This is a genomic window from Bacteroidota bacterium, assembly GCA_019637975.1.
Classification (GTDB): domain Bacteria; phylum Bacteroidota; class Ignavibacteria; order UBA10030; family UBA6906; genus CAADGV01.
This window is the reverse complement of the sequence record JAHBUR010000009.1, coordinates 109081-133205: the sequence shown is the minus strand read 5'-3', so window position 1 is coordinate 133205 and position 24125 is coordinate 109081. Positions and strand designations below refer to the sequence as shown.

Sequence of the window (24125 nt, the reverse complement as noted above, 5' to 3'; positions counted from 1 at the left end):
ACTATGTCAGCGAGTTACAGTCTCAACTTCAGAACGCTCACGTCGCACTCCGCAGATCCTTATTCCTGGTTGCCCGGCGAAACATCCCTGTTCTGTGCTGATCATGGCGGATTTTTTGATCGGCGAGAACGAAGCGGCAATGCGGAAACGCCCTTTCATACGGAGTATTTTTGGTGGGGAAATCAGAGGAGAGTTTTTGAAGTGATGCTTCGGGTTGATGCCGGCTCGATTACCGGGAATCCCGAACTGGATCTGCGCGTGCATCGCTACAAAACTCTTGCGTCACAGTCCGTTGAATGTGTCGAATCAGTTTCTCATCCGATACAACGAATCGGGTGGATGGCGAGAACGGTTCATGTGAATGCCGATGACGAGTATTGCTACGCCCTTCTTGCAAAGATCAGGAACGGCTCGTGCGCGTTTGACCGGATTGAAGTGAAAAGTCATCCCGTGGCCGAGCCCCTGCAGCACTCCACGGAAGTATTTGACAGGATCACTCAGTACATCCCCGCATGATTATGGACATTACAATCGCACAACGGTTCGTCTGGTTTTATGCTCTTACCCAACTGAAATTGAAATACCGTTACACAGCGTTGGGTTTTCTGTGGAATTTTCTGGAGCCCGCACTCTTTTTGCTGATACTCAGCATCATCTTTTCCGTTGTTAACGGGATGAATGTTGCAGACTATGCCGTGTTTCTGTTTGCTGCATTAATGCCCTGGCGCTATTTCGAAAAAGTAGTCAATACCTCCATGGAATCGATTGTTGGAGGTGAATGGCTGCTCAAGAAACTGTATGTTTCTCCCTACGCGCTGCCGCTGACGCGCTGGATGGTTGCAAGCCTCGAATTCCTCATCTCGCTTTCCGTCGTGTTTGGACTGTTCTTGCTCTTCCATCACTCGTTCACGATTCACCTGGTCGTATTGCCTCTTGCAATCATTCCGTGGGCGATGCTGGGGCTCGGGGGCGGATTGATCGCTGCTGTGTTGTACACATTCTTCCGCGATGTCAAGACGATTGTTCAAATGGGATTGATGCTTGTCTTCTTCTCCTCACCGATTCTGTTTCGTGCGGATGCGTTTGCAGACGGATCGTTGCAGGGGCGTCTGCTGCAGTTCCATCCTATCACGTACTTTGCGGCGTTGTTTCAGAAGCCAATCTACTATGCATCCTGGCCGGGCAGCGCTGATTGGGGCGTTGCATTCGGTGTCAGCGCGGTGGTTCTGCTTGTCGGGTTGTATTCTGTTGACAAATACAAACACGAATTCTACTTCTATTTGTGATCATCATGAACCCTGTCATCAAACTTACGAATGCCGGCGTGAGCTTCTCCAAACATGCTATTCAACAGAGGAGCTTGAAATACTCCCTTTCAACCATACTGGATGAGAAAGAGAAACCGAGATTTTATGCGCTCGCAAATGTTTCGTTGAGCATTGGCGACGGCGAGCATGTGGGAATAATCGGCCGGAATGGAGCGGGCAAAACGACGCTGATGCGCGTGATAGCGCGGGTTATTACGCCGCAAGCAGGCGGAGTCTACGTCAACACGAAGAGACATGTCGTTCCGTTGCTCGAACTGGGGATAGGATTCCACGGGGATTTGTCCGGCCGCGAAAACTGTGTTCTGGCCGGAATCCTGATGGGATATTCGAAACGGGAGATCGAACAGAAAATTCCCGGGATCATCGAGTTCTCGGAATTGGGGGATTTCTTTGATGAGCCGGTGAAGGCATACTCTTCGGGCATGTATGCGCGGCTCGCGTTTGCCCTTGCCACGGACGTTCAGCCCGATGTGCTGCTGGTTGATGAAGTATTCGGCGTGGGGGATGAGTTTTTCATGCGAAAATGTGTTGTTCGAATGCAGCACCTCATGCGTAGCGGCACGACGACGGTGTTTGTTTCGCATAATCTGGATTTTCTCGTCACACAATGCGAACGTCTCGTGTGGCTGGACAAGGGTCGGGTTGTAATGGATGGCTCGTCACTGGATGTTGCCAATGCGTATCGAACTTCGGGAGGTAACTATGACTGAGCCCGTTATCATTAACGCAACAAATTTAGGCAAGTACATTGATGGCCTCGGGGTTTACACACTCAACCTGATCCGCGAGTTGGCGCAATTGCAAACGGACTTGCGGTTCATCATCTACGTCAACAAGAACTGCCGCGAACATATCCGTGACATCCGGTTCTCTGAACGATGCGAACTTCGATGGGTGAGTTCCTGTGTCTCTCCCGACTACCGGTTCCGGGGGCATTTGATGCGCTTGTTGTTCTCCAACATTCTGTCATTGATGCATAAACGTTCGTTGATTTTTGTCTCGACCCAGCTCGAAGCATTGTTCTTTCATAAGAATCAGATTGTCACCATTCACGATATTATTCCGTTGTTGTTCAAGGCCAGCCATCGGAAACAGTATTTCTACTACAAGTATCTGTTAGGATTTGCCCTGCGAAAGGCAAAGTCGGTAATTACACCTTCGCAACATACAAAGGATTTGTTGCTCAAACATTATCAGCTTACCGAGGCGCAGGTGAGGGTCATTCACAACGGTGTCCGGCAATCACTGCAGGTTGCCACCGAGATGAAGAAGAACTCCGGCGAGAAATACATTCTCTTCACCGGACGGCTTGTCGGGATGAAGAATGTTGAGGGTCTGCTGCGTGCATTTTGTCTGATAAAGGATGAAGTGCCGCATAGGCTGATCATGACGGGACACGGAACCCGGCGTATGAAACACAGGCTGCGCTCTCTTTGTCGTGAGGGATGCGGCCTTGATGAGGGGAGGGTTGTGTATCGCGGGCATGTGTCATCGGAAGAGATGGAAGAGTTGCTCAACAAGGCGTCTCTCCTTGTGTTCCCGTCGTTCTATGAGGGCTTTGGCTTTCCGCCGCTGGAAGGCATGACACACGGCTGCCCCGTTGTTGTTTCGAACGTTTCATGTTTGCCTGAAGTCTGCGCTGATGCCGCACTGTACGTGGATCCGTATGACGTGCAGAGTATCGCAGGCGCGATGCGCACAATGTTGACCGACGCGCATCTCCGGCAATTGATGATTGTTCGGGGGGTTGAAAGGGCACAACACTTTCGCTGGGATGTTTCGGCCAGGCTGCACGTCGAGGCATTCAGCGAAGTGTTGCACGCATAATTTATTGTGGCGGACATTCCACAGCGGTTCGTTCACGCCCGCCTCCGGCTGTGGCGGAAATGCTACAATCGCAGTACAATCACCTCAAAACCGGCCTGCTTTCGCTCGCTTTCGATCCACTCTACCTGGCACGCGCCTTGCGTGAAAGGAGTGACAATGCTCCATCAGTTCTTTTCCATAAACGGTGATGCCATGTACAACGAACCCCTGTTCACTCAGGAAGCCCTTACACACATCGACGCTGTCCGGAACTTTGCATTCAAGCTGTGCCGTGACGAGCACTACACCAACGATCTGGTACAGGAAACAATGCTCAAGGCATGCAAATCGTTTCATACATATCAGGAAGGTACGAACTGTCGTGCATGGCTTTTTCAGATCTGCAAGAATTCGTACATCAACGACTACCGCCGCAAGCAGTACGAGACCATTCCTATGGATTTTCTCGATGATGGGGGAACACACCACGACGACACTGTTTCGCGAACGGGCAGGGTACTGCTGATCGACTACCGATCGTCCGATGCGCATGAGGCGATGATAGGAGATGAGATTGCCAAAGCGCTCGAGACTCTTCCGTCTGATTACCAGACTGCTTTGATTCTGAGCGACATTGAAGGCTGCACATACGAGGAAATTGCGGAGTTCTCCCAGACTCCTATCGGGACTGTTCGTTCACGGATTCATCGGGGACGCAAACTCCTGGCCCGGCAGTTGGAAAACTATGCGCGTCGCCAAGGCTATGGTCCCTCGCATTTTTCTTCCGACGTGCAGAACTAAGGCGACTAGACTCATTCAACCCCCCGGGGGTCGATCCAACAAAACATATTCATAAATCCCATCCTTTCGGCTGTTCCCTGGCTTTGAGAAATCCGATGCTTGACTTTGAGTTGAGATAGAGATAGCTTTAGCCGGAAGTTCCATCCAACCAACTCGTGTTTTTTGGGATCGAAGGAGAAAACGGCGGGGGGACGTTATTCGAGTATACTTATGGATTTGAAACCATATCAATCCAACTTACTCAAATAACAAGGAGGTCGTATGAAGACAGTTCTTGGTTTGTTCATGTCTGTATGCTGTGTTGCGGTTGGGTTTTCCCAGATTACCATTACCGCCACAGACATCTCTTCCGGCTTGACAGTCGGGAATTCTCGCTTCAGCCGCGCCGACACGCTTTCTGCGACAGCAAACATCGGAACGCCCGGTTCCACCGCCAACGTATGGAATTTCGGTTCTCTGAACACCCACCGGGTCGATACGCTTACCAGCGTGAATGTGGCAGGAACCCCGTATGCCGCGTGGTTTCCCGGGGCAACACATGCGTTGCGCTCACGGCAGACTCTCGAAGGGATTACCGGTACCGTGTATCAATACCTGCGATTGGGCACGAGTCTGTATGTGCCGGGGGCAGCCGGTGACGGGCAGACGCCGTTCGGAACCGCCATCTTGAGAATGACGAATACTCCGGAGATTGTTTTCTACTCGTTGCCGCTCACTCTCGGAACGACTTGGAATTACGCCTATGTGGAGACTCTCCAAGTGAGCCTGCTCGGCATCCCTCTTATCAATGAGGTTACCAGCCACAGCGTCACCCAAACGGTTGATGCGTTCGGAACAATAACGCTGCCGGGCAGCTTCGGAACGCATCAGGCACTGCGAATCCGGCAGGATGACCGGACGCCGTCCGGGCGGAGAGTGAGCTACGAATTTATCGCGCAAAATGGTGCCTCAGTCAACGTTGTGGCCGCCGATACGCTGCAACCCGGTAGCGGCACAATCAACATCAGCCCGAGTTCAACTACGTGGAGCGGGGCGTTGCCAACCGATGTTCGAGTAAGCAACGAGGTTCCTTCCGAATTCGCATTGAGGCAGAACTACCCGAATCCCTTCAACCCTTCCACGACCATTGAGTATCAGGTTGCAGCAGCGGAGTTTGTCTCGCTGAAGGTGTACAACCTCCTGGGGCAGGAAGTTGCGACATTGGTGAACGAGTTGAAGCAGCCCGGCACCTACCGAACCAGCTGGAATGCCGATGGCGAACCCAGCGGAACCTACTTCTACAGAATGAACGGCGGCTCGTTCAACGCTACCGGAAGGATGATAGTGGTGAAGTGAGAATCGATAGCAGGGCTGCCAGTCAACGTGGCAGCCCTGAGCCTTTTTACGTTCTTGAAACCTCGGACGCAACTCCTTCCAAGTTTCTTTTGTTGACTACCTCAGATCGTCTTGCTATATTGACACACTTCTTAACGCTCGATAATTCTCATGTCAACTTGTTCAATGAATCCAAACAGGAGAGTCCCCTCATGAAACGCATGCCTGTGAGCTTTTTGCTAATGTGCTTTCTCGTGGCCGAAACCTCATTCTCGCTGCCCCGGTTTGCCAGTCGTACGGGGGCCAAGTGTCAATCTTGTCACGTTAATCCCTCGGGCGGGGGTATGCGGCAGGCATTCGGACTTCAGTACGGACGCGAAGCCTTGCCTGTGCCGACCTGGAGCGAGGAACTAGGCCTCGATGACTTCTCCACGAAACTATCTGAGTTTGTCTCAATCGGGGCGGATGTCAGGACGCTTTTCTATGCTCAACAGATTCCTGATTCGGCAACCGGTGGTTCGGTAACTAATAATGCATTCTTTCAGATGCAGGGCGATGTGTATATGAACTTCCGCCTTGCGCGCAAAGTGAGCATCTACATCGATAAAGGTATTTACTCCGGATTTGAGATTTTCGGCCTGTTAAGCATTCTTCCCGCCAACGGCCATATCAAAATAGGGAAGTTTGTTCCCAATTACGGAACGAAGGTTGACGATCACCGGACATTCATTCGCGATCAAACCGGATTCAGTCCTGAACGGGGTCGCTCGGAACTGACGGGAGGCGAGGTGGGCATCAGCCCGGGGCCTGTTTCAATAACTGCAGGCGTGTACAACGCTGCTGATGGCTTCGGAGGCGGGGGATCGAGCAACAAGGCTTTCCTTGGCAGAGCGGAGGGAATCTTCAAACTCTCGGAAGATCTGTTTCTCGGGCTTGGAGGAAATGTGTTCTCCAGAGAAGGAAGCAGCGGAAGCCAAACCACTCTGTTCGGAGGAATCGGATCGTTGAGCTACGGCGATCTCACGATTTCCGGTGAAGTTGATTGGATCCGGAACAAGGTGGCGGGTACGACAACAACGGGACTCGTGTCATACGTGGAAGCAGGATACGTTGTAACCACAGGTGTTGACCTCAAATTCATCTATGAATTCTATGATCCGAATATCGATGTGAAGGCCGGAGCCGTTTCACGCTACAGTTTTGGTTTTGAGTTCTTCCCGGTTAGCGGAGTTGAAGTGCGCCCGGTTTACCGAATCTCACATGAAGATCCTGTTGATCTGAAGAACAATGAGTTCAATCTCCTTATTCATTTCTACTTATAAGAGGGAAGCAGTAGTATGCCAGTGAACCGAATTCACCTTACAGCAGTATTTCTTCTGGCGCTTGCAGCAAGTATGTACAGTTGCAAAGATATGGGGCACGATGTTGCGCGCAACAATGTTCTTACGGCAGCAACATTTCTTGTTACACTCAACCCGGGAGGCAGCGCCTCAGTGGCAATCAGCGGCGGCAACCCGCCGTACAGAATCACCAGGGATCCGAGCGCATCCCTTGCCTCGGCGATGCTTACCAACAACGCGAACGGCACGGGCACGCTTCTCATTCAGGCTGTCAGTGGCAACGTGTCCGGAACGACGAACGTGAAGATCAAAGACTCTGATACGCACGACTCATCTCTTGATTCGCCGATGCATGAGGAGAACGAAATCGAAATCGAAATTCGAGTGTCTCCCGCCGCAACGGGCATATCCTTCTCCACACAAATTCAACCGATATTCACGGCGAGTTGCGTGAATGAGGGGTGTCATCCCGGAGGTGGGGCGCCGTTTTCTCTTGCCTCCGGCAGTTCATACGGCGGTTTGGTCAATGTGGCCGCAACAACGGGTCCGTGTGCCGGAGACATGCGCGTTGTTCCCAACAATCCCGGAGCGAGCGGATTGGTGAAGCGCCTTGAGGGAAATTGCGGCAATCTTATGCCGTTGGGAGGTTCGGCACTGCCGTCCGCATCAATACAATTGATTCGTGACTGGATTGCACAAGGTGCGCAGAATAACTGATTTGCAACCATTTGTTCGTTGTGTTTGTTTAATTTCGTGATAGCAGAATCTTACAATCAGGGAGGAAAAGAATGAAAATCCGTGCCGCAGCAGTTCTTGCAGTGACGATATTCGTGTCGGCGAGTCTGTTTGCCCAGAACGGCAAGAAGCAAGATATTTCTTTCAAGAATGATGTATTCCCGATTATCAAAGCAAAATGTCTTCCCTGTCATGCGGAAGATAATTTCAATCCGAGCGAACTGAATATGGATTCATACAATCAGATAGCCGCTGGCGGCAAACATGGTGTTCCTTTCAAAGTTGGCAAGTCCGGAGAAAGTCTGCTCATTCAGAAGCTTGCGGAGAAGCCGCCTTTCGGTGACCGTATGCCGTTGAATTCGAAACGGCGGATTCAGGAAGGGAAGGCGGTCTGGCTTACCGATGATGAAGTGAAGGCTGTTGCTACGTGGATCGATCAGGGCGCGAAAAACAACTAATCTGCATTGCATAGCACACACTGGAACCCGAAGTCATCCCGGCTTCGGGTTCTTTCGTTTACGCCTCTCGAACAGGCAGCCGTGAATTGCCGTGTGTAGCCCGGTGTGTTGCGTTGCTTCTCTATGTCATTCTCCCGATATTTCCTCAGAAACTTCATCCCGATAACCAATGCCGGACCATAAACTACAAGAGACAATCGTGCAACGGCTTCGACGCCTCATTCCTACGAAGGATTTGGCGAAGAAGGGCGCAATAACCGGCGGACTGATACTCCTGCTGGGCATGATGTTTCCTCGCGGCTCGTCTTTTGAGTTGGAATACAAGATCGGGCAAGTGTGGACACGGCAGGATTTATTTGCGCCGTTTTCGTTTCCCATTTCCCGCGAAGCCGAGGAGTACGGAGAGGAAGTGGCGCAGGCAAGGACGAACGTCTATCCGGTTTTTGAGCGTGATCAATCGGTTGTCGATGCACAACTGAGCAACCTGAAGAATTTTTTCGAGCGTTTGCAGGCGGCATTGGCCGCCCGGACAAAGTTCCGGAGTTCCGGTTCCCCGGCTGACTCTACGGTGTTTGCCGAGCTCTCCTCCCGGCTTCAACTGAATCTGTACGAACGTGAATGGAACTTGCTCTCGAGATTCTCGTCCGCACACATTCTTGAAATGCGGGATGTTATCCTTCGTATAGCGGAAAAGCATCTGCAACGCGGCATTCTGGATGTGGAGAAGAATTCGCTTGCGCGGCCCGAAATAGCCTTGCGAAAAGGAACAGTGGAGGAGATTGTCTCTGCTCATGTGTTCACCGATGAGAATGAAGTTGTTGGGGAACTGGACAACGATCTGATTGTGCAATACTCGCGCGACAATGACACAGCGGATATTGCCCATAAAATCATTGTGCTGCACATAATTCCGAATATCCGGTTCAATGCGGAGGCGACACAGCAATCAATCAGGACGGCAATCGAATCAGTGCCCAAAACAGCGGGTTTTGTGCAGGAGGGCGATCGTATTGTCGTCAAGAATGAGCGCATCACATATGATATCAGGCAGAAACTCGAATCGTTACGCAAAGCAAGAGTGGAACGGGGGACGGTTGCGCCCGGACCCCTTCAGCATCTCGGCATTTTTCTTCATGTCGGTGTTGTGGTATTGTTATTCGGCATTTATCTGCGCTTGTTCCGCCGCCGGATTTTCTGCAACAATAGACGTTTGGGCCTGATTGCGTTCTTGATGGTACTTGTGGGCTTCTTCGCCTACGTCACGCGTGTCGTGGATGTCGCAGCGCCAATCGAATACCTCATTCTTGTTCCGGTTGCGTCGATGTTATTGACGATTATTTTCGATTCGCGGGTAGGGTTTTACGGAACGGTGATCATTGCATTTCTCGTCGCCGGTATACGAGGTAATGATTACGCGGTGGCACTTGCAGCGCTCATTGCGGGAGCATTGTCCGTATACACAGTCCGTGGTGTACGAAACAGAAACCAGATTATCCGCTCGCTCGGCTATATTTTTCTCGGGTACAGCGCGACGATACTGGCACTGGGGATGGAACGCATCGAGCCTTGGATGAACATTCTGGAAGCATTGATGTTTGCACTGACAAACTCGATCATCTCTCCTGTTCTGACGTTCGGGCTGCTGATCTTCTTCGAACGCTTCGCCCGCGTCACAACCGATCTCACGCTCATCGAACTGTCGCACTTCAATCATCCTCTGCTCAAGATGTTGTCCGAAAAAGCCCCCGGCACCTACCATCACAGTATGACTATGGCGAGTCTTGCCGAAGCAGCGGCCTCAGTGGTCGGAGCAAATGAAGTGCTTGCACGGGTCGGGGCCCTGTTTCATGATGTCGGGAAGATCGAAAAGCCGACGTACTTCGTCGAAAACCAGAAGGGTACTCGTAATCGTCATGACAAATTGTCGCCGCGGATGAGTTCGCTGATCATTCAGAACCACGTGAAGAAAGGCGTTTCTCTTGCACGCGAGCACACGCTTCCCGAAGAGGTAATTGACTTCATCCCGCAGCACCACGGCACGACGCGCATAGATTACTTCTATCGCAAGGCCATTGAGTTGGCAGAAAACTCCGATGATGAAACAAAGATTGATGAAATCAACGAGCAGGATTACCGCTATCCGGGCCCGAAGCCTCAAACGAAGGAAACCGGCATCCTGATGCTGGCGGATTCAATCGAGGCGGCCGCACGAACACTCGATGATCCGTCTCCCCAGAAGTTGGAGTCATTGATTGATGATCTGTTCAAGAAGCGGTTTGAAGAGGGCGAACTTGATGAGTCCCCATTGACGTTGAAGGATCTCACGAGAATCAAGAAGGCGTTTCTTGGTGTGTTGATCGGGGTATACCACGGGCGAGTGAAGTATCCGGAGAGTGAGAAGAAGAGTACCGGGGAGAAGCGTGATGCATCCGAGTCAGACAAGCGCGGCAGGATCAAGGAACAGGTTGAGGAATCAAAGCCAGCGGATGTCCCTGCCGAAGAGGGCAACAGGGCGTCGGTGTTTCCGAAAGAGGAACGCCTTTCACGAAGGATCAAATCCATCGACACGCAATGATCGAGCATTGCAAGAGTTATCTGCATTATCTCGCCTTGGAGAAGAATGCATCGCGCAACACGATAGCATCGTACAGGTTTGATCTCCAGCGCTACCTTGCATTTCTTGAAGAGCACAACGTGAGGAATATACGGGCTATTCGTGAATCACACACGGCTCAATTTCTTTCTTCTCTCAAGCATGATGGGTTGTCGCCGCGTTCGGTAACGAGGGCGCTTTCTGCCATCAAGGGATTCCACAAGTTTCTCGTCGGTGACGGGGTAACCAGAAGGAACCCGGCGGAAGAAGTCGATGCACCGAAGCTTTCGCGCTTACTTCCCGATGTGCTGAGCCAGAATGAAGTGGAGATGATGCTCGCACAGCCCGCGCCAACCTCCAAAGACAAGAAGCAATTGTGGCTGCGCGACAGGGCAGTTCTTGAAACACTGTACGCAAGCGGACTGAGAGTTTCGGAGGTGATTGGTCTGAAACAATCAGGCATACTTGCGGACGAGATGCTTGTCCGAGTATTCGGAAAAGGATCGAAGGAGCGCATTGTCCCGATTGGCGGCTCGGCACTTCGATGGATTGACCGGTACATAAGAGAATGCAGGATACTGCTTGCACGGAGGGATAAGTCGGAAGATGCCATGTTTTTAAGTGTCCGGGGCACGTCGTTGAGCAGAATGGCAGTATGGAGTATCGTACAACGATATGCGCGTCAGGCCGGTTTGGAGAAAGATGTTCATCCGCACACGCTGCGTCATTCGTTCGCGACACATCTGCTTGAAGGAGGGGCGGATTTGCGCGCAGTGCAGGAGATGCTCGGCCATTCGGATATTTCGACAACGCAAATCTACACGCATATTGACCGCGAGTACCTGAAGGAAGTGCACCGCACGTTCCACCCTCGCGGGTAACTGTTCTTATACATATCATCGTCGTCCGGAGAGAACCATGAACAACCAGTCCATACGGATCGAGAATGTCCGTTCTGAAATTGTCGGAATCGACACAGCCGTTCCCGTGCTTGATGGCAGCAAGCGGCCGTATGTGTTTCTCGACAACGCGGCAAGCACGCCCGCATTCAAACGCGTGCTGAAGCGAATTGAGGATTTTATGCCATGGTACTCCGGCGTCCATCGGGGTACGGGTTTCAAATCAAGGATTGCGACACAATTGTACGACAGTGCCCACGATGTGTGCGGCAAATTTGTCGGCGCCGACCTCGATAGGAACATTGTGGTGTTCCTAAAGAATACAACCGAGTGCATCAACAAACTCGCGCATCGGTTCAATTTTACAAAGAACGATGTTGTTGTGACGACCGGGATTGAACATCACTCCAATGATTTGCCATGGCGCAAAGTGGCAAGCGTTGTTCACATCGGAGTTCTCAATGGCGGCCACATTGACGTGCATGAAATGCGGGACATCTTGCAGCGATTCAAAGGCCGCGTGAAGTTGGTAGCAGTCAACGGAGCATCGAACATTACCGGTATCTGCTCTCCTATCCACGAGATTGCAGAATTGGCGCACGGTGCCGGAGCCCGCGTGTTTGTTGATGCGGCACAACTCGTTGCTCACCGCCCGGTAAACATGTTGCCGGATGACGATCCGCGTCACATTGACTTTCTTGCCTACTCAGCACACAAGATCTACGCGCCGTTCGGAACCGGCGTTCTTGTCGGTCCGAGGAATTTCTTCGCGGCGGGGGAACCCGATAGCGTTGGCGGCGGCGTTGCCGCCATCGTGACACTGGATCATGTGGAATGGAACCCCGCTCCACATCGCGACGAGGCAGGCAGCCCGAATGTCGTCGGTGGCCTCGCGCTTGCTGAAGCAGTGTGTGTGATGAATGAGATGGGAATGGATTCGGTTGCAGCGCACGAGCAACATCTGCTCGAGTACGCGATGAAGAAATTGAAGAAGATTCCGGGGATGGTGTATTACGGGCCAATTGACCGACGTGACGACAAAGTGGGCGTCATAACGTTCAACATGGAGGGAATGCATCCTGGTTTGGTCGGCGCAATCCTCGGGACGGAAGGCGGCATCGGAGTCAGAAACGGTTACTTCTGTGCCCAACCGTACGCGAAGAAATTGCTGAACGTCGATGCCGATCATGCGGAGGATGCCGGATGCGGCGTTGTAACGTCCGACCTCAGTACGTTCCCGGGGATGGTTCGCGCGAGCTTTGGTTGCTATTCGAATGAAGACGACGTAGACGCATTGGTCGGGATGCTGGAGATTATCAGCCGTAAGGAGTACAAGGGCACATACATTCAGGATCAGGATTCGGGGGCATTCTTCGCCGAAGGGTTTGACATCAATTACGCCGAGTATTTCGACCCGTTTGACTCACAGGCGGAGGGCAAGACGCAGCAGTTTTCCGAATCGGCGTGGGGCTGATGACATCATTCCGCTACCTGAACCATGAGTTGTACTGCGAAGATGCAAGGCTATCCGAACTGATTGCGGAATTCGGCTCTCCATTATATGTCTACAGCAGAAGGGCCATCGTCGAAAACTGCCGCGCCATCGAAGCAGCCTTCGAGGGATATCTCCATCGTACAACGTATGCGGTCAAGGCGAATGCGAATGTTTATCTTCTGAAACTTATTGCTGAACAAGGTCTGGGCGCCGACGTTGGCTCCAAAGGCGAGCTGTTCATTGCGCTCAACGCCGGCTTCCCACCGGACTCCATCTCGTTCAGCGGGGTCGGCAAGCGCGACGATGAGATTGCATACGCGTTAGAGGAGGACATCTACGCCTTCAACGTCGAATCGAAACAAGAGCTTGAGGTCATCAGCACGATTGCATCGCGGCTTGGAAAGACGGCACGCATCCTCCTTCGTCTGAATCTCGATATTGATGCCGGGACGCACGCATATATCTCAACAGGGCAAAAGCACAACAAGTTCGGCATATCTTCACGCAAAGCAGTGGAGATACTGGGGTGGGCGCAACATCTTCCATCAGTTGAAATCCGGGGCGTTCATAGCCATATCGGCTCGCAGATACTGAGTCAGAGGGCTTTTGTCGAGGCGGCCCACGCGCTCGAACGCGTGGTCGGGGAATTGCGCAACAACAACATCGCCGTGCATGAAGTGGATTTCGGCGGCGGGTTTGGGATCAGATATCACGGTGTGCTCACGCATCCGCGGCTGCCGGCAGAAAAAATGGAATCTGAGACTCTTTCTGCAGCGGAATTCCTCAAAACCGTACTCCCGATATTAAGAAAGACGGAGTGTACAATTACTATTCAACCGGGACGTTCAATTGTCGGGGATGCCGGAGTTCTCGTTACAACGGTGTTGTACCGCAAGGAACAAGAGGGCAAGAACTTTGTTGTTATTGACGGGGGGATGAATGATCTGATTCGCCCGAGTTTATATCAGGCGCATCATCAAATAGTTCCCCTGCAACTCTCGAACACAATCATCGAAGAGGTTGACGTTGTGGGGCCGTGTTGTGAATCGGGCGATTTTTTTGCACAGGATCGGCTTCTTCCTCTCGTCTCGCGAGGAGATGTGCTTGCCGTCCTCTGTGCCGGCGCGTACGGATACGTTCTTTCATCGAACTACAACTCCCGTCTCCGGCCCGCAGAGGTTCTGGTGAATGGATCGCAGGCAACATCCATTCGCAGTCGGGAAAACCTTGAAGACTTATTGTCATGAACTTAGGAGATACTGAACATGCGTCTGTATAACGTAGCAGTTGTGGGCGCGACAGGATTAGTGGGAAGGAAGATGATTCAGATTTTGGAGGAACGGAACTTCCCTGTCGGCAACATCAAGTTCCTTGCCTCCGAGCGATCGATCGGCAAGGAAGTGGAATTCGGCGGTATCATCCATCCCGTCGAGCAACTGACGGAACGCTCGTTTGCAGGAATCGAGATAGCCCTGTTTTCAGCAGGTGCCACAGTGAGCAAGGAGATGGCTCCACATGCCGCGAAAGCCGGCACACTGGTGATTGACAACAGCAGCGCATTCCGGATGGATCCGAACGTTCCTCTTGTTGTCCCGGAGGTAAATCGGAGAATGATCTTCCACCACAAAGGAATCATCGCAAACCCGAATTGCTCCACTATTCAGATGGTTGTTGCTCTCAAGCCGTTGCATGACCGTTGGAAGGTTAAGCGTGTTATTGTCTCAACGTATCAATCGGTGACCGGAGCGGGACAACGGGGACTTGCCCAGCTTGAAGACGAACTTGCTAACCGGCCGGTCGAGAAAAAGTTCGCCCACCAGATTGCCATGAATATCCTGCCACACGTCGATGTGTTCCACCCTGACGGATATACGAAAGAGGAACACAAGATGGTAAACGAGACAAAGAAGATCATGGGCGATGATGCCATCAAAGTGAATGCAACATGCGTGCGCGTTCCTGTGTACGGCGGACACAGCGAGTCGATCAATGTAGAACTTGAAAAGAAATTCGAGATGCATGAAGTTCGAGAGGCCCTGGCGAACGCCGAGGGCATTCTCCTTCAGGATGATCCGACCGCATCACTCTACCCCATGCCTGTTGCCGCCTGGGACCGTGATGAAGTGTTTGTGGGAAGAATCCGCCGGGATGAAACTATTGGCAGCGGCCTGACGTTATGGGTAGTGTCCGATAACCTGCGCAAGGGTGCTGCAACGAACGCCGTCCAGATTGCCGAAGAGTGGATCAAGGGTAGATAATCGTTTTATACACAATACAATCAACATACAACAATCATTTACGGAGGAGTTGCGATGAAGAAGTACATCATTGGTGCGGCTTTGCTTGTTCTTGGTGCGCTGGTCGTATTCTCGATATCGAACACGACGCATGCAGAGTCACTTGAGATAGGGAAGAAAGCCCCTTCATTCTCCCTTAAAGATCCCGATGGCGTTGAGCATTCACTTGATGAATATCTCTCAAGCAAATATGCCGTGGTGATGTTCATCGCAACGCAGTGCCCCATTTCCAATGACTACAACGAAAGGATGGCGACATTGTATGCGGATTATTCCCCCCGGGGAATTTCCTTCGTCGGCATTAACTCGAACAAACAAGAGGATGCGGCTGAAGTAAAAGAACATGCCGCCAAGAACAGCTTCAAGTTTGATGTGTTGAAGGATTGGAACAATGTCGTTGCCGACGAATACGGGGCGCAAGTAACACCGGAAATTTTCGTTCTGGATGACAACGGCACCGTTGTGTATCATGGCCGGATCGATGATTCGCGCAATCCCGAAAAAATCAAAACGCATGATTTACGTGAGACGCTCGATGCATTGCTTGCCGGCAAAGCCGTTCAGCGTGCCGAAACCAAGGCGTTCGGCTGCACCATCAAGCGCGTGAAGAAAGAAAGCTGATGCACGTCATCGCGACTCTCCTGATCTGTCTGATAACGCAGAATGCTTGGCAGGCGCAGGGCACAAGCCTTGGGCCTGTTTTGCTGCCCATTGACGAAAATGGATTCAATGCATTGCGCGAGAAATCGAAGGGGAGAGTCCTTGTCTTGAATTTCTGGGCAACGTGGTGCAAGCCGTGTGTCGAAGAATTTCCTGAATTCCTCAAACTGCAGAAGAGACATTCAGAGAAGGGGCTTGACGTGGTTTTCATATCGATTGATGACGACTCAAGAGCCAGACAGAAGGTGACCTCCTTTCTGCGTCGACTGAACGTTACGGACGCATCATACATCAAGGAAACCGATGACGATGAAAAATTCATCAATGCGATGAATCCCCGGTGGAGCGGCGGCGTTCCGGCAACGTTCATCTATAACCGCAAGGGGGAACTTGTGACCATGAAGGTTGAAGAGTTGGAGAAATCGGAACTGGAGCGCCTTGTTCTGCCCCTCCTTCAGAAGTGACCACACAATTTGAAACTCACCCTGCCTTTCGCTATCATTGAACAGCATTCCGTATCCTTTTAATGACCGGATCATCCGACATTCTTACGCAATTGCTTGATGTCTGCCATCGCTTGTACGCACGAGGGATGGTTGCCGCAACTGACGGCAATGTCAGTGTACGGCTGGGAAGTGGCAACATTCTCACGACACGATCGGGAATCAATAAGGGGATGGTGACACGACACGACATTGTTGAAGTGTCGCCCGACGGCCGCCAAGTAAGCGGAGCAGGGAAGCCTTCGACGGAAGTCGGGATGCATCTGTTCATTTACCGCCAGCGCAGAGATGTGAATGCTGTAGTGCACGCCCATCCGGTTTATGCAACAGGTTTTGCCACCGCAAGAATCGGGCTTGATCTCTGTACCTTCCCGGAGGTGATTGTCGGGCTTGGGGCCATACCGCTTGCCGAGTATGCGACCCCATCAACACCCGAAGTGACCGCGTCGCTCGCACCGTTTATCGAAAAGGGCGACGCAATTCTCCTTGCCAATCACGGAGCTGTTGCTTTCGGACCTGATGTGTATGATGCATTTTTCAAGATGGAAAAGGTAGAGCATGCAGCTCATATCACGTTTATAGCCCACATGCTTGGGGGGGTAAGAACACTCTCGGAAGAGCAGCTCGCCAAACTGCGGGCTGTCAGCGTGCAAAGCTACGGCAAGGATTTTTCCAGCAAGATCGCATGCGAAATCCCGGCAACCCCGGTAACTGAACTGACCGAACCGGAGTTGCGAAAGTACGTTGAACAGAAGCTTCAAGAACTCGGACTCCGCTAATCCACCAATTCAACAAACCCTATTGTGACAACGTCTTGACAAACCCTGTAGATAGAAAACTTCGAGTCGGGGTAATTTTCGGCGGCCGTTCAGGTGAGCACGAAGTCTCGCTCGTTTCAGCAACCTCCGTTATCAATGCGCTCGACACAGCAAAATATGACGTTGTTCCGATTGGGATCACCAAAGGAGGCCGCTGGATCAGTTCGAGGGAATCTCTGCAACGGCTCAAATCAAAAGAGGGACTTGAGCGGGAACCGGAACGATTTCTTGTGCCGGAACCGAACCGGCAGTCGCTTGTTTCTCTCAGCGGGGAAAGGTATGCAGAGATGAAGCTTGATGTTGTGTTTCCGGTTGTTCATGGAACGTTTGGAGAAGATGGAACGCTGCAGGGACTGTTGGAGTTGGCAAACATTCCGTATGTCGGTGCCGGCGTTCTTGCCTCCGCCGTCGGCATGGATAAAATTGTTCAGAAACAGCTCCACAAACAGGCCGGGCTTCCGGTTGTGAAATATGTGTGGTTCCTCTCGTCGAACTGTCGCGAAAACCCGAAGAAAGTGGCTGCCGCCGTCGAAAAAACCCTGCGATATCCGGTATTCGTGAAGCCTGCGAACACGGGATCGAGTGTCGGCATTTCAAAAGCGTACGGTAGGAAAGAACTGCAGGTCGCGGTTGAACTCGCAGCGGAATTCGATCGAAAAGTGATTTGCGAACAAGGCGTCAGGAATGCCCGCGAGATTGAAGTAAGCGTGCTGGGAAATGACGAGCCCATTGCCTCAGTTCCGGGTGAAATCATTCCCTCGAATGAATTCTATGACTACGATGCAAAGTACGTGGATGGGAAGTCTCGTGCTGACATTCCGGCAAAGATGCCGAAAGAAATTGCAAGACGTCTGCGTCGACTAGCCGTCAATGCGTTTACTGTATTGGATTGTGCCGGGATGGCGCGGGTGGATTTCTTTGTGACGAAAAAAACAAACAACATCTATCTGAACGAAATCAATACCATCCCCGGATTTACGGCCATCAGCATGTATCCGAAACTGTGGGAGGCATCGGGCATCTCTTACTCACAACTTCTTGACCGGCTCATTCAACTTGCACTGGACCGTTACAAAGAAAAGAGCAAAAGCCGGACATCCTACCGTCCGCGTGAAGAGTGGTACATTTCGTAGTTCAAACCGAAATTCATCATAAGTCTGTTCTCTCGCTACTTCGCTCAAGCGGCTGGTGAGTGTTGAATACTGCAACATCCTTTCTCGCTTTCGGTGAGATACACATCACACGACCTTGACACTTAAGTCGACCTTGACTATACTGCATCAGCGTACAACGCAGTAAAAACCGTTCTCATAAAAACGCACGAATATTCATCAGAATGTTCGTGCGTTTTTTTTTCTCATACCAACAATTTTTCAGGGGAGGTAGTATGAAAAATGCTGTTCTCATCTTTGGTGTCTGTTGTACATTGTTGATTGCGGGTTGCAAGAAAGATGGTTCCGGTTCCGAACCGTCAGGAGGCATAAACGTATCGGGTACTGTGCAGGCGTTTGGCGGTCAGGCAATTTCAGGGGCTGCGGTTCAGTGCTACGCGGGCACGGCAGTTGCGGGTTCACCGGCAGCATCGGGAACGAGCAACGCTTCGGGTGTGTGGCAAGTAGCGGTGAATGCCGCGGGACGCTATACCGTCGTGATTTCCGCGGCCGGGCGTCCCACAGCATACATCGATGTTGTTATTCCTTTGGGGCAAACGAGTGTTGCGGCGGGGACAACAATTCTTGCAGCGCAACAGATTACCGGTACCGTGAATGATGCCCAAACAGGATCGGCCATTTCCGGCGCGACAGTCCGATTTTTTGTCGGATCCGGCAACGATACATCCGCGTTTCGGTTCCCTGATCTGACAACAGACTCTCAAGGTCGTTTCACTACTTCACTCACGATCGGCAACTATGTGTATGTGATTCACGCCGCCGGACGTGTGCCGCTGGTTGCAAACCGATCCGTTACGGATACGACTGCAACGCAATTCACGACAACAGTCACGCAACCGGTTCCGCCCGGCCAAATACGGATCGTGCTAAATTGGGGATTGAAGCCCTCCGATCTTGACTCGCATCTGACAGGTGACAGTACTGCAGTCGCGGGAAGACCACGGTACCATGTTTTCTACGGGAACCGTGTTGTCCAGGCGGCGAACGGCGATACCATTGCATTCCTCGATCACGATGATGTCACCTCGTACGGGCCGGAGACAATCACGATTTTCAAGTTCTTCCCCGGAACGTTGCGGTACAAGATTCATGATTACAGCAACCGCAACTCGACAGGCAGTCACTTCATGTCGGACTCCTCAGACGCAACAGTCCGCGTGTACACTTCCGCGGGGCTTGTGCGTGAAGATCGCATCGTGCGCGGAATTGCCGGCAATCAGTGGTACGTGTACGATATCAATGGCACCACTCAAGCGGTATCAGTTATAAACACCATACGGGATGGTGTTTCCAGTCCGACGGATTCATCGTTCAGACCCGTTGCTCTGCCGCCTAAACGGATTGCGCAGTAGCAGTCTTTGCGTCTGATTTGCGGCCGGACCCTATACGGGTTCGGCCGCTTTGTTTATCGGCAGTTCATTCGGTTGCAAACCCCTGAAAATATTGGTACATTGCGTGCGCTATGGACAGTCTTTTCTACCGCAAGAGCAGCAAAAGCTCGAACGTCAAGGCGAAGCTGGTTCGTTTGTTGAAGAACAAGCGGTTTATGGTACGATTCATCCTCGGATCGGCCGTTGTTCTCTACGCGCTGTTGGGAAGTCATGGAGTTGTTCAACGCATCCGTTTACAAAGCCAGAAAGCAGAGCTTGTTTCGAAAATTCAGGCGGCGGAAGAAGAGACAAAGCGCCTGCAATCCGAAGCAAAGGCGCTCGAAGGTGATCCGCGGGCGGTCGAGAAGGTTGCCCGCGAAAAATACGGGATGATCCGCGAAGGAGAAACCGTCTACAAGGTGAACAGAAAATGATGTGAGATTGCGGATTGCAGATTGCGGCCCGTCGTAATCCTGATCGGTAATCTGCGATCGAACCGAATGGAACTCTTCGACTCTACACCTCAATCCAACCCACCATCAACGTATGCCCCGCTTGCCGAACGCGTCCGTCCGCAATCACTGGACGAGTTTGTGGGACAGGAACATCTGTTGGGAGAAGGAAAACCGCTGAGCGTTCTGATTGAAAGCGACCGGCTTCCCTCAATGATCTTCTGGGGTCCGCCGGGCAGCGGCAAAACAACGCTTGCCCGCATAATTGCCGGACATACGCAAGCCGACTTCTATCAACTGAATGCCGTTTCGTCCGGCGTAAAGGATGTTCGCGAGGTTCTGGACAAAGCTGCTGTGAACCGGAAACACTTCCAGCGGAACACCATTCTGTTCATCGATGAGATTCACCGCTTCAACAAAGCACAGCAGGATGCCCTCTTGCATAGCGTCGAAGACGGCCTCATCACGCTGATCGGAGCCACAACGGAGAATCCTTCGTTCGAAGTGATCTCACCGCTTCTCTCTCGCTCGCGCATCTATGTTCTTCAATCCCTCTCGACAGAACATCTCACAATCATCATTGATCATGCTCTGAAAACGGATCACGTATTGAGCAAGCTGGATATTCAGATAGAAAACCGTGACTATCTGATCCATCTTTCGGGCGGGGATGCGCGCATGTTGCTGAACGGACTCGAAACCGCAATCAACCTGACGAAGCCTGATGTTCACAAGCGACGGGTTATCGCCAAGAAGCATATCGAAGAGGCATTTCAACGAAAATTTGTGAAGTACGATAAAGGCGGTGAAGAGCATTACAACATCATCTCCGCCTTCATCAAGAGTGTCAGAGGAAGCGATCCCGATGCTGCCGTGTACTGGCTTGCGCGCATGCTCGAAGGGGGAGAAGATCCGAAATTTATTGCGCGCCGGATGATCGTCCTTGCGTCGGAAGATATCGGGAATGCCGATCCGTATGCCTTGACGCTTGCAACGTCTTGTTTCACGGCAGTTGATTACATCGGAATGCCGGAGGCGCGGATCGTGCTTGCACAGACTGCTGCGTATCTGGCGTCTTGCCTGAAAAGCAACGCATCGTATATGGCCATCAACGAAGCGATGAGTGATGTGAAGACAAAGCCGGATGAACCTGTACCATTGCATTTGCGGAACGCCCCGACCAAGCTCATGAAAGATCTCGACTATGGCGCCGACTACAAGTACAGTCATGATTTTGAGACGCATTTCGTCGAGCAGCAGTATCTGCCGGACGGGTTGAAGAACCGCGTCTACTACCGTCCGACGGAACTCGGCGGCGAGATGAAGATCCGTGAGAGGCTGCTCAGTTGGTGGAAATCGAAGAAACGGTAATGCAGAAGCCGACATCTACAACCATGCTGTTGGTTTTCCTTCTTGCAGGAATGCATGCGCCGGCGTGGGCTCAAATCCCCGATCTGCCGCAAGCAATTCCAGTCTTACCCGACACTACAACCCCATCTTTCCCCGACACGCTATCTCAGCAATCTTCGGACACCACCGGCGTGGATTCGCTGATCGCAGCACAATCTCCTTCAGGCATTGACTCCGTTGTTTCCTACGTTGCGAAGGATTCCATCATCTACTCGCTGCGCAACAGAACGATGTACCTTCACGGCACGAGCAGCATCAGGTACAAGGAAATGGGCATAAAAGCGGAGTACATTGATGTGAATTGGAATACCTCCGTGCTGAATGCGCAAGGTGTTCCCGACGCGTCGGATACGTCGAAAACTGGCATTCGCGGCGCTCCGGATTTGATTGATGGAAATGAAACATATCGCGGGCAAAAAATCTCCTACAACTTCAAAACGAAGAAAGGGAAAATTGACGTCGGCAAGACGGAGCTTGAAGGCGGATATTACCGCGGCGAGGAGATCAAAAAGATAGGAACGGATGTTCTCTTTGTGGCCGACGGCAAGTACACGACATGCGACGCCGATCATCCGCATTACTACTTCGGCAGTCCGGAAATGAAAATTTCGCTGAAGCAGAACATCGTTGCCCGGCCGATCTATTTGTATGTGTCGGATGTGCCTGTCTTTGCGCTGCCGTTCGGCATTTTTCCGACGGAGCGAGGAAGGCGCTCGGGCATCATCGGGCCGGCGTACGGCGAAAGCAATCGCGGACGCTATTTGCTCCATCTCGGCTACTATTGGGCAATCAACGATTATCTGGATTGGAGCGTGACGGGCGACGGCTACACGAAGGGAAGCTGGGTGTTGTATTCCAATTTCCGGTACGCATTGCGATACAATTTCTCCGGCGGTATCAATGCTTCGTACGCCAAAACAATCTCAGGCGAGCGGGGCGATCCCAACTATTCCAATCAGAGAGTGTTCAACATTCATGTCGGGCATAACCAGGAATTCAATCCGACAACACGGCTTGTCGTCGACTTCACGTTCACGAGCGGATCATCGTATTATCAAAACGTCAGTTACAGGTTGGATGATCTTTTGCGTCAGGAAATATACTCGAATGCCACCCTTTCCAAATCATGGGAGGGAACGCCGAACAGTCTCACGTTGAATGTGAGCAGAAGGCAGAACCTCACTGCACAGCCGGGTCAGTTGGAAATCAGCGATGCGTTACCGAACCTGAGTTTCAATCGGGGACAAAGTTTTCCGTTCCGTTCAAAGAGCAGTTCAGGCGGTTCATCTTCTGCATGGTACGACCTGATTGGCTACACGTACGGCGGACAACTGCTGAATACGCGCAATCAGTACAAGGCCGACACGCTCGGTGTTGAACGCGTTGAAGAGCGGCGCGGAGTTCAGCACAACGTTACCATCAACGCTTCGCCGAAACTCGGCTATTTCACTATTACTCCTTTCTTCAACTACACGGAGAAATGGTACGAGAAGGGGACACGCCGCGAACTGGAGACAACCATCGGCGAGCCGGATACAAGCGGCAATCGTGATACAACATACCGTGTCATTGATACGGAATTCAGGAGATTCAAAGCCGTTCGGGTTTTCAGTATGGGAATTAGTGCAGGAACGAAATTCTACGGCATCGTCCAACCAAATATTCTTGGCATCAAGGGCATACGGCATCAAGTAAAGCCATCGCTCAGTTATACGTACCAGCCTGATTTCTCGAAACCGTCATTCGGGTATTTTGGAACATACGTTGACCAATTTGGACGTGTGCAGAAATACGGATTCTATGATCGCGAAGTGTTCGGCGGGGCGCCCGGTGAAGAACGGCAGGCGATCGGGCTTCGCATCGAAAATGTGATTGAAATGAAAACAGAATCGTCCGATTCAGCGGGGCAGGAGAACAAGTTCCAGCTTCTTAATTTTGATGTCTCAACAGGTTACAACTTTGCCAGAGACAGCTTGAAGTTCGACCCGATTAGTATTGGTTACCGGACAAATATCGGAACGTTGTTGAATATCAGCGGCAGTACGAGCTTTAATCTCTACAAATTCGAGCCCGATCCGTTGGATCCGAGAATCGGTCGGCGTGTCAATAAATTCCTCGTGAAAGAGACGGGGCAATTGGCACAACTCACGAATTTTAATATCAGTCTTTCGACGTCGTTGAGTGGAGAAAAAAAGAAATCGACAGCCGGCCCGGTACTTTCCGCGGCTGATTCATTGCGTCAGCAAAGCGGCACTCGCCAGCTGTATGATGATCCAGTGCCGGATTTTAGTATTCCGTGGAGGCTTGATCTTTCTTATAACTTTTCGCAATCCCAAGAGGATCCGCGCAACAAATTTCGCAGCTCGAATCTGTCCGCGTCGCTCAGTTTCAGTCTTACTGAGAATTGGAAGATCTCGGCCAGTACGAATTATGATCTGGTGAATAGAATTTTCGCCGCGCCGCAGGTGAGTGTCTACCGCGACTTGCATTGCTGGGAGATGACGTTCAACTGGGTGCCGACAGGCCCCAACCGGAATTACAGACTGGAGATTCGCCTGAAGGCTCCGCAGTTGCAGGACATCAAGGTGACGAAGCAGGAGAGTGCCCGGAACATTTTCTGATCTATTCTGCCACTGAGACGCGGAGACACAGAGTTCTTTTTCGCGTGTACTCT

At 51.7% G+C, this 24125-nt stretch carries 22 protein-coding genes; all 22 read left to right on the top strand.

Annotation, left to right across the window (positions count from 1 at the left end; translation table 11 throughout):
- Positions 1–3 precede the first annotated feature (3 nt).
- The 22 genes from KF749_06955 to KF749_06850 all read left to right on the top strand — a co-directional run bounded on the left by KF749_06955 (position 4) and on the right by KF749_06850 (position 24072).
- The gene (locus KF749_06955) at positions 4–516 is read left to right on the top strand and encodes a hypothetical protein (protein ID MBX2990896.1); all 513 of its coding nucleotides are present in this window, start codon (positions 4–6) and stop codon (positions 514–516) included.
- A 2-nt stretch (positions 517–518) separates the two neighbouring features.
- Positions 519–1286 carry an ABC transporter permease gene (locus KF749_06950; protein MBX2990895.1) on the top strand — a complete coding sequence of 256 codons (768 nt, stop codon included), beginning with the start codon at positions 519–521 and terminating at the stop codon, positions 1284–1286.
- A gap of 5 nt (positions 1287–1291) precedes the next feature.
- Positions 1292–2038, top strand: coding sequence for an ABC transporter ATP-binding protein (locus KF749_06945; GenBank protein ID MBX2990894.1), 747 nt, complete (start codon positions 1292–1294; stop codon positions 2036–2038).
- Complete coding sequence (locus KF749_06940; protein MBX2990893.1) at positions 2031–3155, top strand: glycosyltransferase family 4 protein; 1125 nt, start codon at positions 2031–2033, stop codon at positions 3153–3155. Before KF749_06945 ends, KF749_06940 begins: the two co-directional genes overlap by 8 nt.
- Before the next feature lie 156 nt (positions 3156–3311).
- Positions 3312–3935, top strand: a complete 624-nt coding sequence (locus KF749_06935) for a sigma-70 family RNA polymerase sigma factor (protein MBX2990892.1) — start codon at positions 3312–3314, stop codon at positions 3933–3935.
- 672 nt (positions 3936–4607) lie between these two features.
- Positions 4608–5270 (top strand): T9SS type A sorting domain-containing protein, encoded by a 663-nt coding sequence (locus tag KF749_06930; protein ID MBX2990891.1) that lies wholly within the window; start codon positions 4608–4610, stop codon positions 5268–5270.
- A gap of 191 nt (positions 5271–5461) precedes the next feature.
- A complete protein-coding gene (locus KF749_06925) occupies positions 5462–6571 on the top strand; it encodes a hypothetical protein (protein MBX2990890.1) in 1110 nt (369 codons plus the stop codon).
- Positions 6572–6586: 15 nt separating this feature from the next.
- Complete coding sequence (locus KF749_06920; protein MBX2990889.1) at positions 6587–7306, top strand: hypothetical protein; 720 nt, start codon at positions 6587–6589, stop codon at positions 7304–7306.
- A gap of 71 nt (positions 7307–7377) precedes the next feature.
- On the top strand, positions 7378–7782 hold the full coding sequence (locus KF749_06915) for a hypothetical protein (GenBank protein MBX2990888.1): 405 nt from the start codon (positions 7378–7380) through the stop codon (positions 7780–7782).
- A gap of 199 nt (positions 7783–7981) precedes the next feature.
- A complete protein-coding gene (locus tag KF749_06910) occupies positions 7982–10357 on the top strand; it encodes an HDIG domain-containing protein (GenBank protein ID MBX2990887.1) in 2376 nt (791 codons plus the stop codon).
- On the top strand, positions 10354–11256 hold the full coding sequence (gene xerD / locus KF749_06905) for a site-specific tyrosine recombinase XerD (GenBank protein ID MBX2990886.1): 903 nt from the start codon (positions 10354–10356) through the stop codon (positions 11254–11256). Before KF749_06910 ends, xerD begins: the two co-directional genes overlap by 4 nt.
- A 37-nt stretch (positions 11257–11293) precedes the next feature.
- Positions 11294–12748 carry an aminotransferase class V-fold PLP-dependent enzyme gene (locus tag KF749_06900; protein ID MBX2990885.1) on the top strand — a complete coding sequence of 485 codons (1455 nt, stop codon included), beginning with the start codon at positions 11294–11296 and terminating at the stop codon, positions 12746–12748.
- Complete coding sequence (gene lysA, locus KF749_06895) at positions 12748–14016, top strand: diaminopimelate decarboxylase (GenBank protein MBX2990884.1); 1269 nt, start codon at positions 12748–12750, stop codon at positions 14014–14016. Before KF749_06900 ends, lysA begins: the two co-directional genes overlap by 1 nt.
- A gap of 18 nt (positions 14017–14034) precedes the next feature.
- Positions 14035–15027 (top strand): aspartate-semialdehyde dehydrogenase, encoded by a 993-nt coding sequence (locus KF749_06890; protein ID MBX2990883.1) that lies wholly within the window; start codon positions 14035–14037, stop codon positions 15025–15027.
- 54 nt (positions 15028–15081) lie between these two features.
- On the top strand, positions 15082–15687 hold the full coding sequence (locus tag KF749_06885; protein ID MBX2990882.1) for a thioredoxin family protein: 606 nt from the start codon (positions 15082–15084) through the stop codon (positions 15685–15687).
- Complete coding sequence (locus KF749_06880) at positions 15687–16190, top strand: TlpA family protein disulfide reductase (GenBank protein ID MBX2990881.1); 504 nt, start codon at positions 15687–15689, stop codon at positions 16188–16190. The genes KF749_06885 and KF749_06880 overlap by 1 nt, the downstream gene beginning before the upstream one ends.
- Positions 16191–16252: 62 nt before the next feature.
- On the top strand, positions 16253–17008 hold the full coding sequence (locus tag KF749_06875; GenBank protein ID MBX2990880.1) for a class II aldolase/adducin family protein: 756 nt from the start codon (positions 16253–16255) through the stop codon (positions 17006–17008).
- A gap of 35 nt (positions 17009–17043) precedes the next feature.
- Entirely contained in the window at positions 17044–18180 is a 1137-nt protein-coding gene (locus tag KF749_06870) for a D-alanine--D-alanine ligase (GenBank protein ID MBX2990879.1), read from the top strand.
- 254 nt (positions 18181–18434) lie between these two features.
- The gene (locus KF749_06865; GenBank protein MBX2990878.1) at positions 18435–19571 is read left to right on the top strand and encodes a hypothetical protein; all 1137 of its coding nucleotides are present in this window, start codon (positions 18435–18437) and stop codon (positions 19569–19571) included.
- A gap of 110 nt (positions 19572–19681) precedes the next feature.
- Positions 19682–20023, top strand: coding sequence for a septum formation initiator family protein (locus tag KF749_06860; protein ID MBX2990877.1), 342 nt, complete (start codon positions 19682–19684; stop codon positions 20021–20023).
- Between the two features lie 66 nt (positions 20024–20089).
- Positions 20090–21412, top strand: a complete 1323-nt coding sequence (locus KF749_06855; protein MBX2990876.1) for a replication-associated recombination protein A — start codon at positions 20090–20092, stop codon at positions 21410–21412.
- The gene (locus KF749_06850; protein ID MBX2990875.1) at positions 21412–24072 is read left to right on the top strand and encodes an LPS-assembly protein LptD; all 2661 of its coding nucleotides are present in this window, start codon (positions 21412–21414) and stop codon (positions 24070–24072) included. Before KF749_06855 ends, KF749_06850 begins: the two co-directional genes overlap by 1 nt.
- The last annotated feature ends 53 nt before the right edge of the window (positions 24073–24125 follow it).

Coding starts and splice junctions, on each gene's coding strand:
- KF749_06955 (MBX2990896.1), top strand. CDS start 4: ATGTCAGCGAGTTACAGTCTCAACTTCAGAACGCTCACGTCGCACTCC.
- KF749_06950 (MBX2990895.1), top strand. CDS start 519: ATGGACATTACAATCGCACAACGGTTCGTCTGGTTTTATGCTCTTACC.
- KF749_06945 (MBX2990894.1), top strand. CDS start 1,292: ATGAACCCTGTCATCAAACTTACGAATGCCGGCGTGAGCTTCTCCAAA.
- KF749_06940 (MBX2990893.1), top strand. CDS start 2,031: ATGACTGAGCCCGTTATCATTAACGCAACAAATTTAGGCAAGTACATT.
- KF749_06935 (MBX2990892.1), top strand. CDS start 3,312: ATGCTCCATCAGTTCTTTTCCATAAACGGTGATGCCATGTACAACGAA.
- KF749_06930 (MBX2990891.1), top strand. CDS start 4,608: ATGACGAATACTCCGGAGATTGTTTTCTACTCGTTGCCGCTCACTCTC.
- KF749_06925 (MBX2990890.1), top strand. CDS start 5,462: ATGAAACGCATGCCTGTGAGCTTTTTGCTAATGTGCTTTCTCGTGGCC.
- KF749_06920 (MBX2990889.1), top strand. CDS start 6,587: ATGCCAGTGAACCGAATTCACCTTACAGCAGTATTTCTTCTGGCGCTT.
- KF749_06915 (MBX2990888.1), top strand. CDS start 7,378: ATGAAAATCCGTGCCGCAGCAGTTCTTGCAGTGACGATATTCGTGTCG.
- xerD (MBX2990886.1), top strand. CDS start 10,354: ATGATCGAGCATTGCAAGAGTTATCTGCATTATCTCGCCTTGGAGAAG.
- KF749_06900 (MBX2990885.1), top strand. CDS start 11,294: ATGAACAACCAGTCCATACGGATCGAGAATGTCCGTTCTGAAATTGTC.
- lysA (MBX2990884.1), top strand. CDS start 12,748: ATGACATCATTCCGCTACCTGAACCATGAGTTGTACTGCGAAGATGCA.
- KF749_06890 (MBX2990883.1), top strand. CDS start 14,035: ATGCGTCTGTATAACGTAGCAGTTGTGGGCGCGACAGGATTAGTGGGA.
- KF749_06885 (MBX2990882.1), top strand. CDS start 15,082: ATGAAGAAGTACATCATTGGTGCGGCTTTGCTTGTTCTTGGTGCGCTG.
- KF749_06880 (MBX2990881.1), top strand. CDS start 15,687: ATGCACGTCATCGCGACTCTCCTGATCTGTCTGATAACGCAGAATGCT.
- KF749_06875 (MBX2990880.1), top strand. CDS start 16,253: ATGACCGGATCATCCGACATTCTTACGCAATTGCTTGATGTCTGCCAT.
- KF749_06865 (MBX2990878.1), top strand. CDS start 18,435: ATGAAAAATGCTGTTCTCATCTTTGGTGTCTGTTGTACATTGTTGATT.
- KF749_06860 (MBX2990877.1), top strand. CDS start 19,682: ATGGACAGTCTTTTCTACCGCAAGAGCAGCAAAAGCTCGAACGTCAAG.
- KF749_06855 (MBX2990876.1), top strand. CDS start 20,090: ATGGAACTCTTCGACTCTACACCTCAATCCAACCCACCATCAACGTAT.
- KF749_06850 (MBX2990875.1), top strand. CDS start 21,412: ATGCAGAAGCCGACATCTACAACCATGCTGTTGGTTTTCCTTCTTGCA.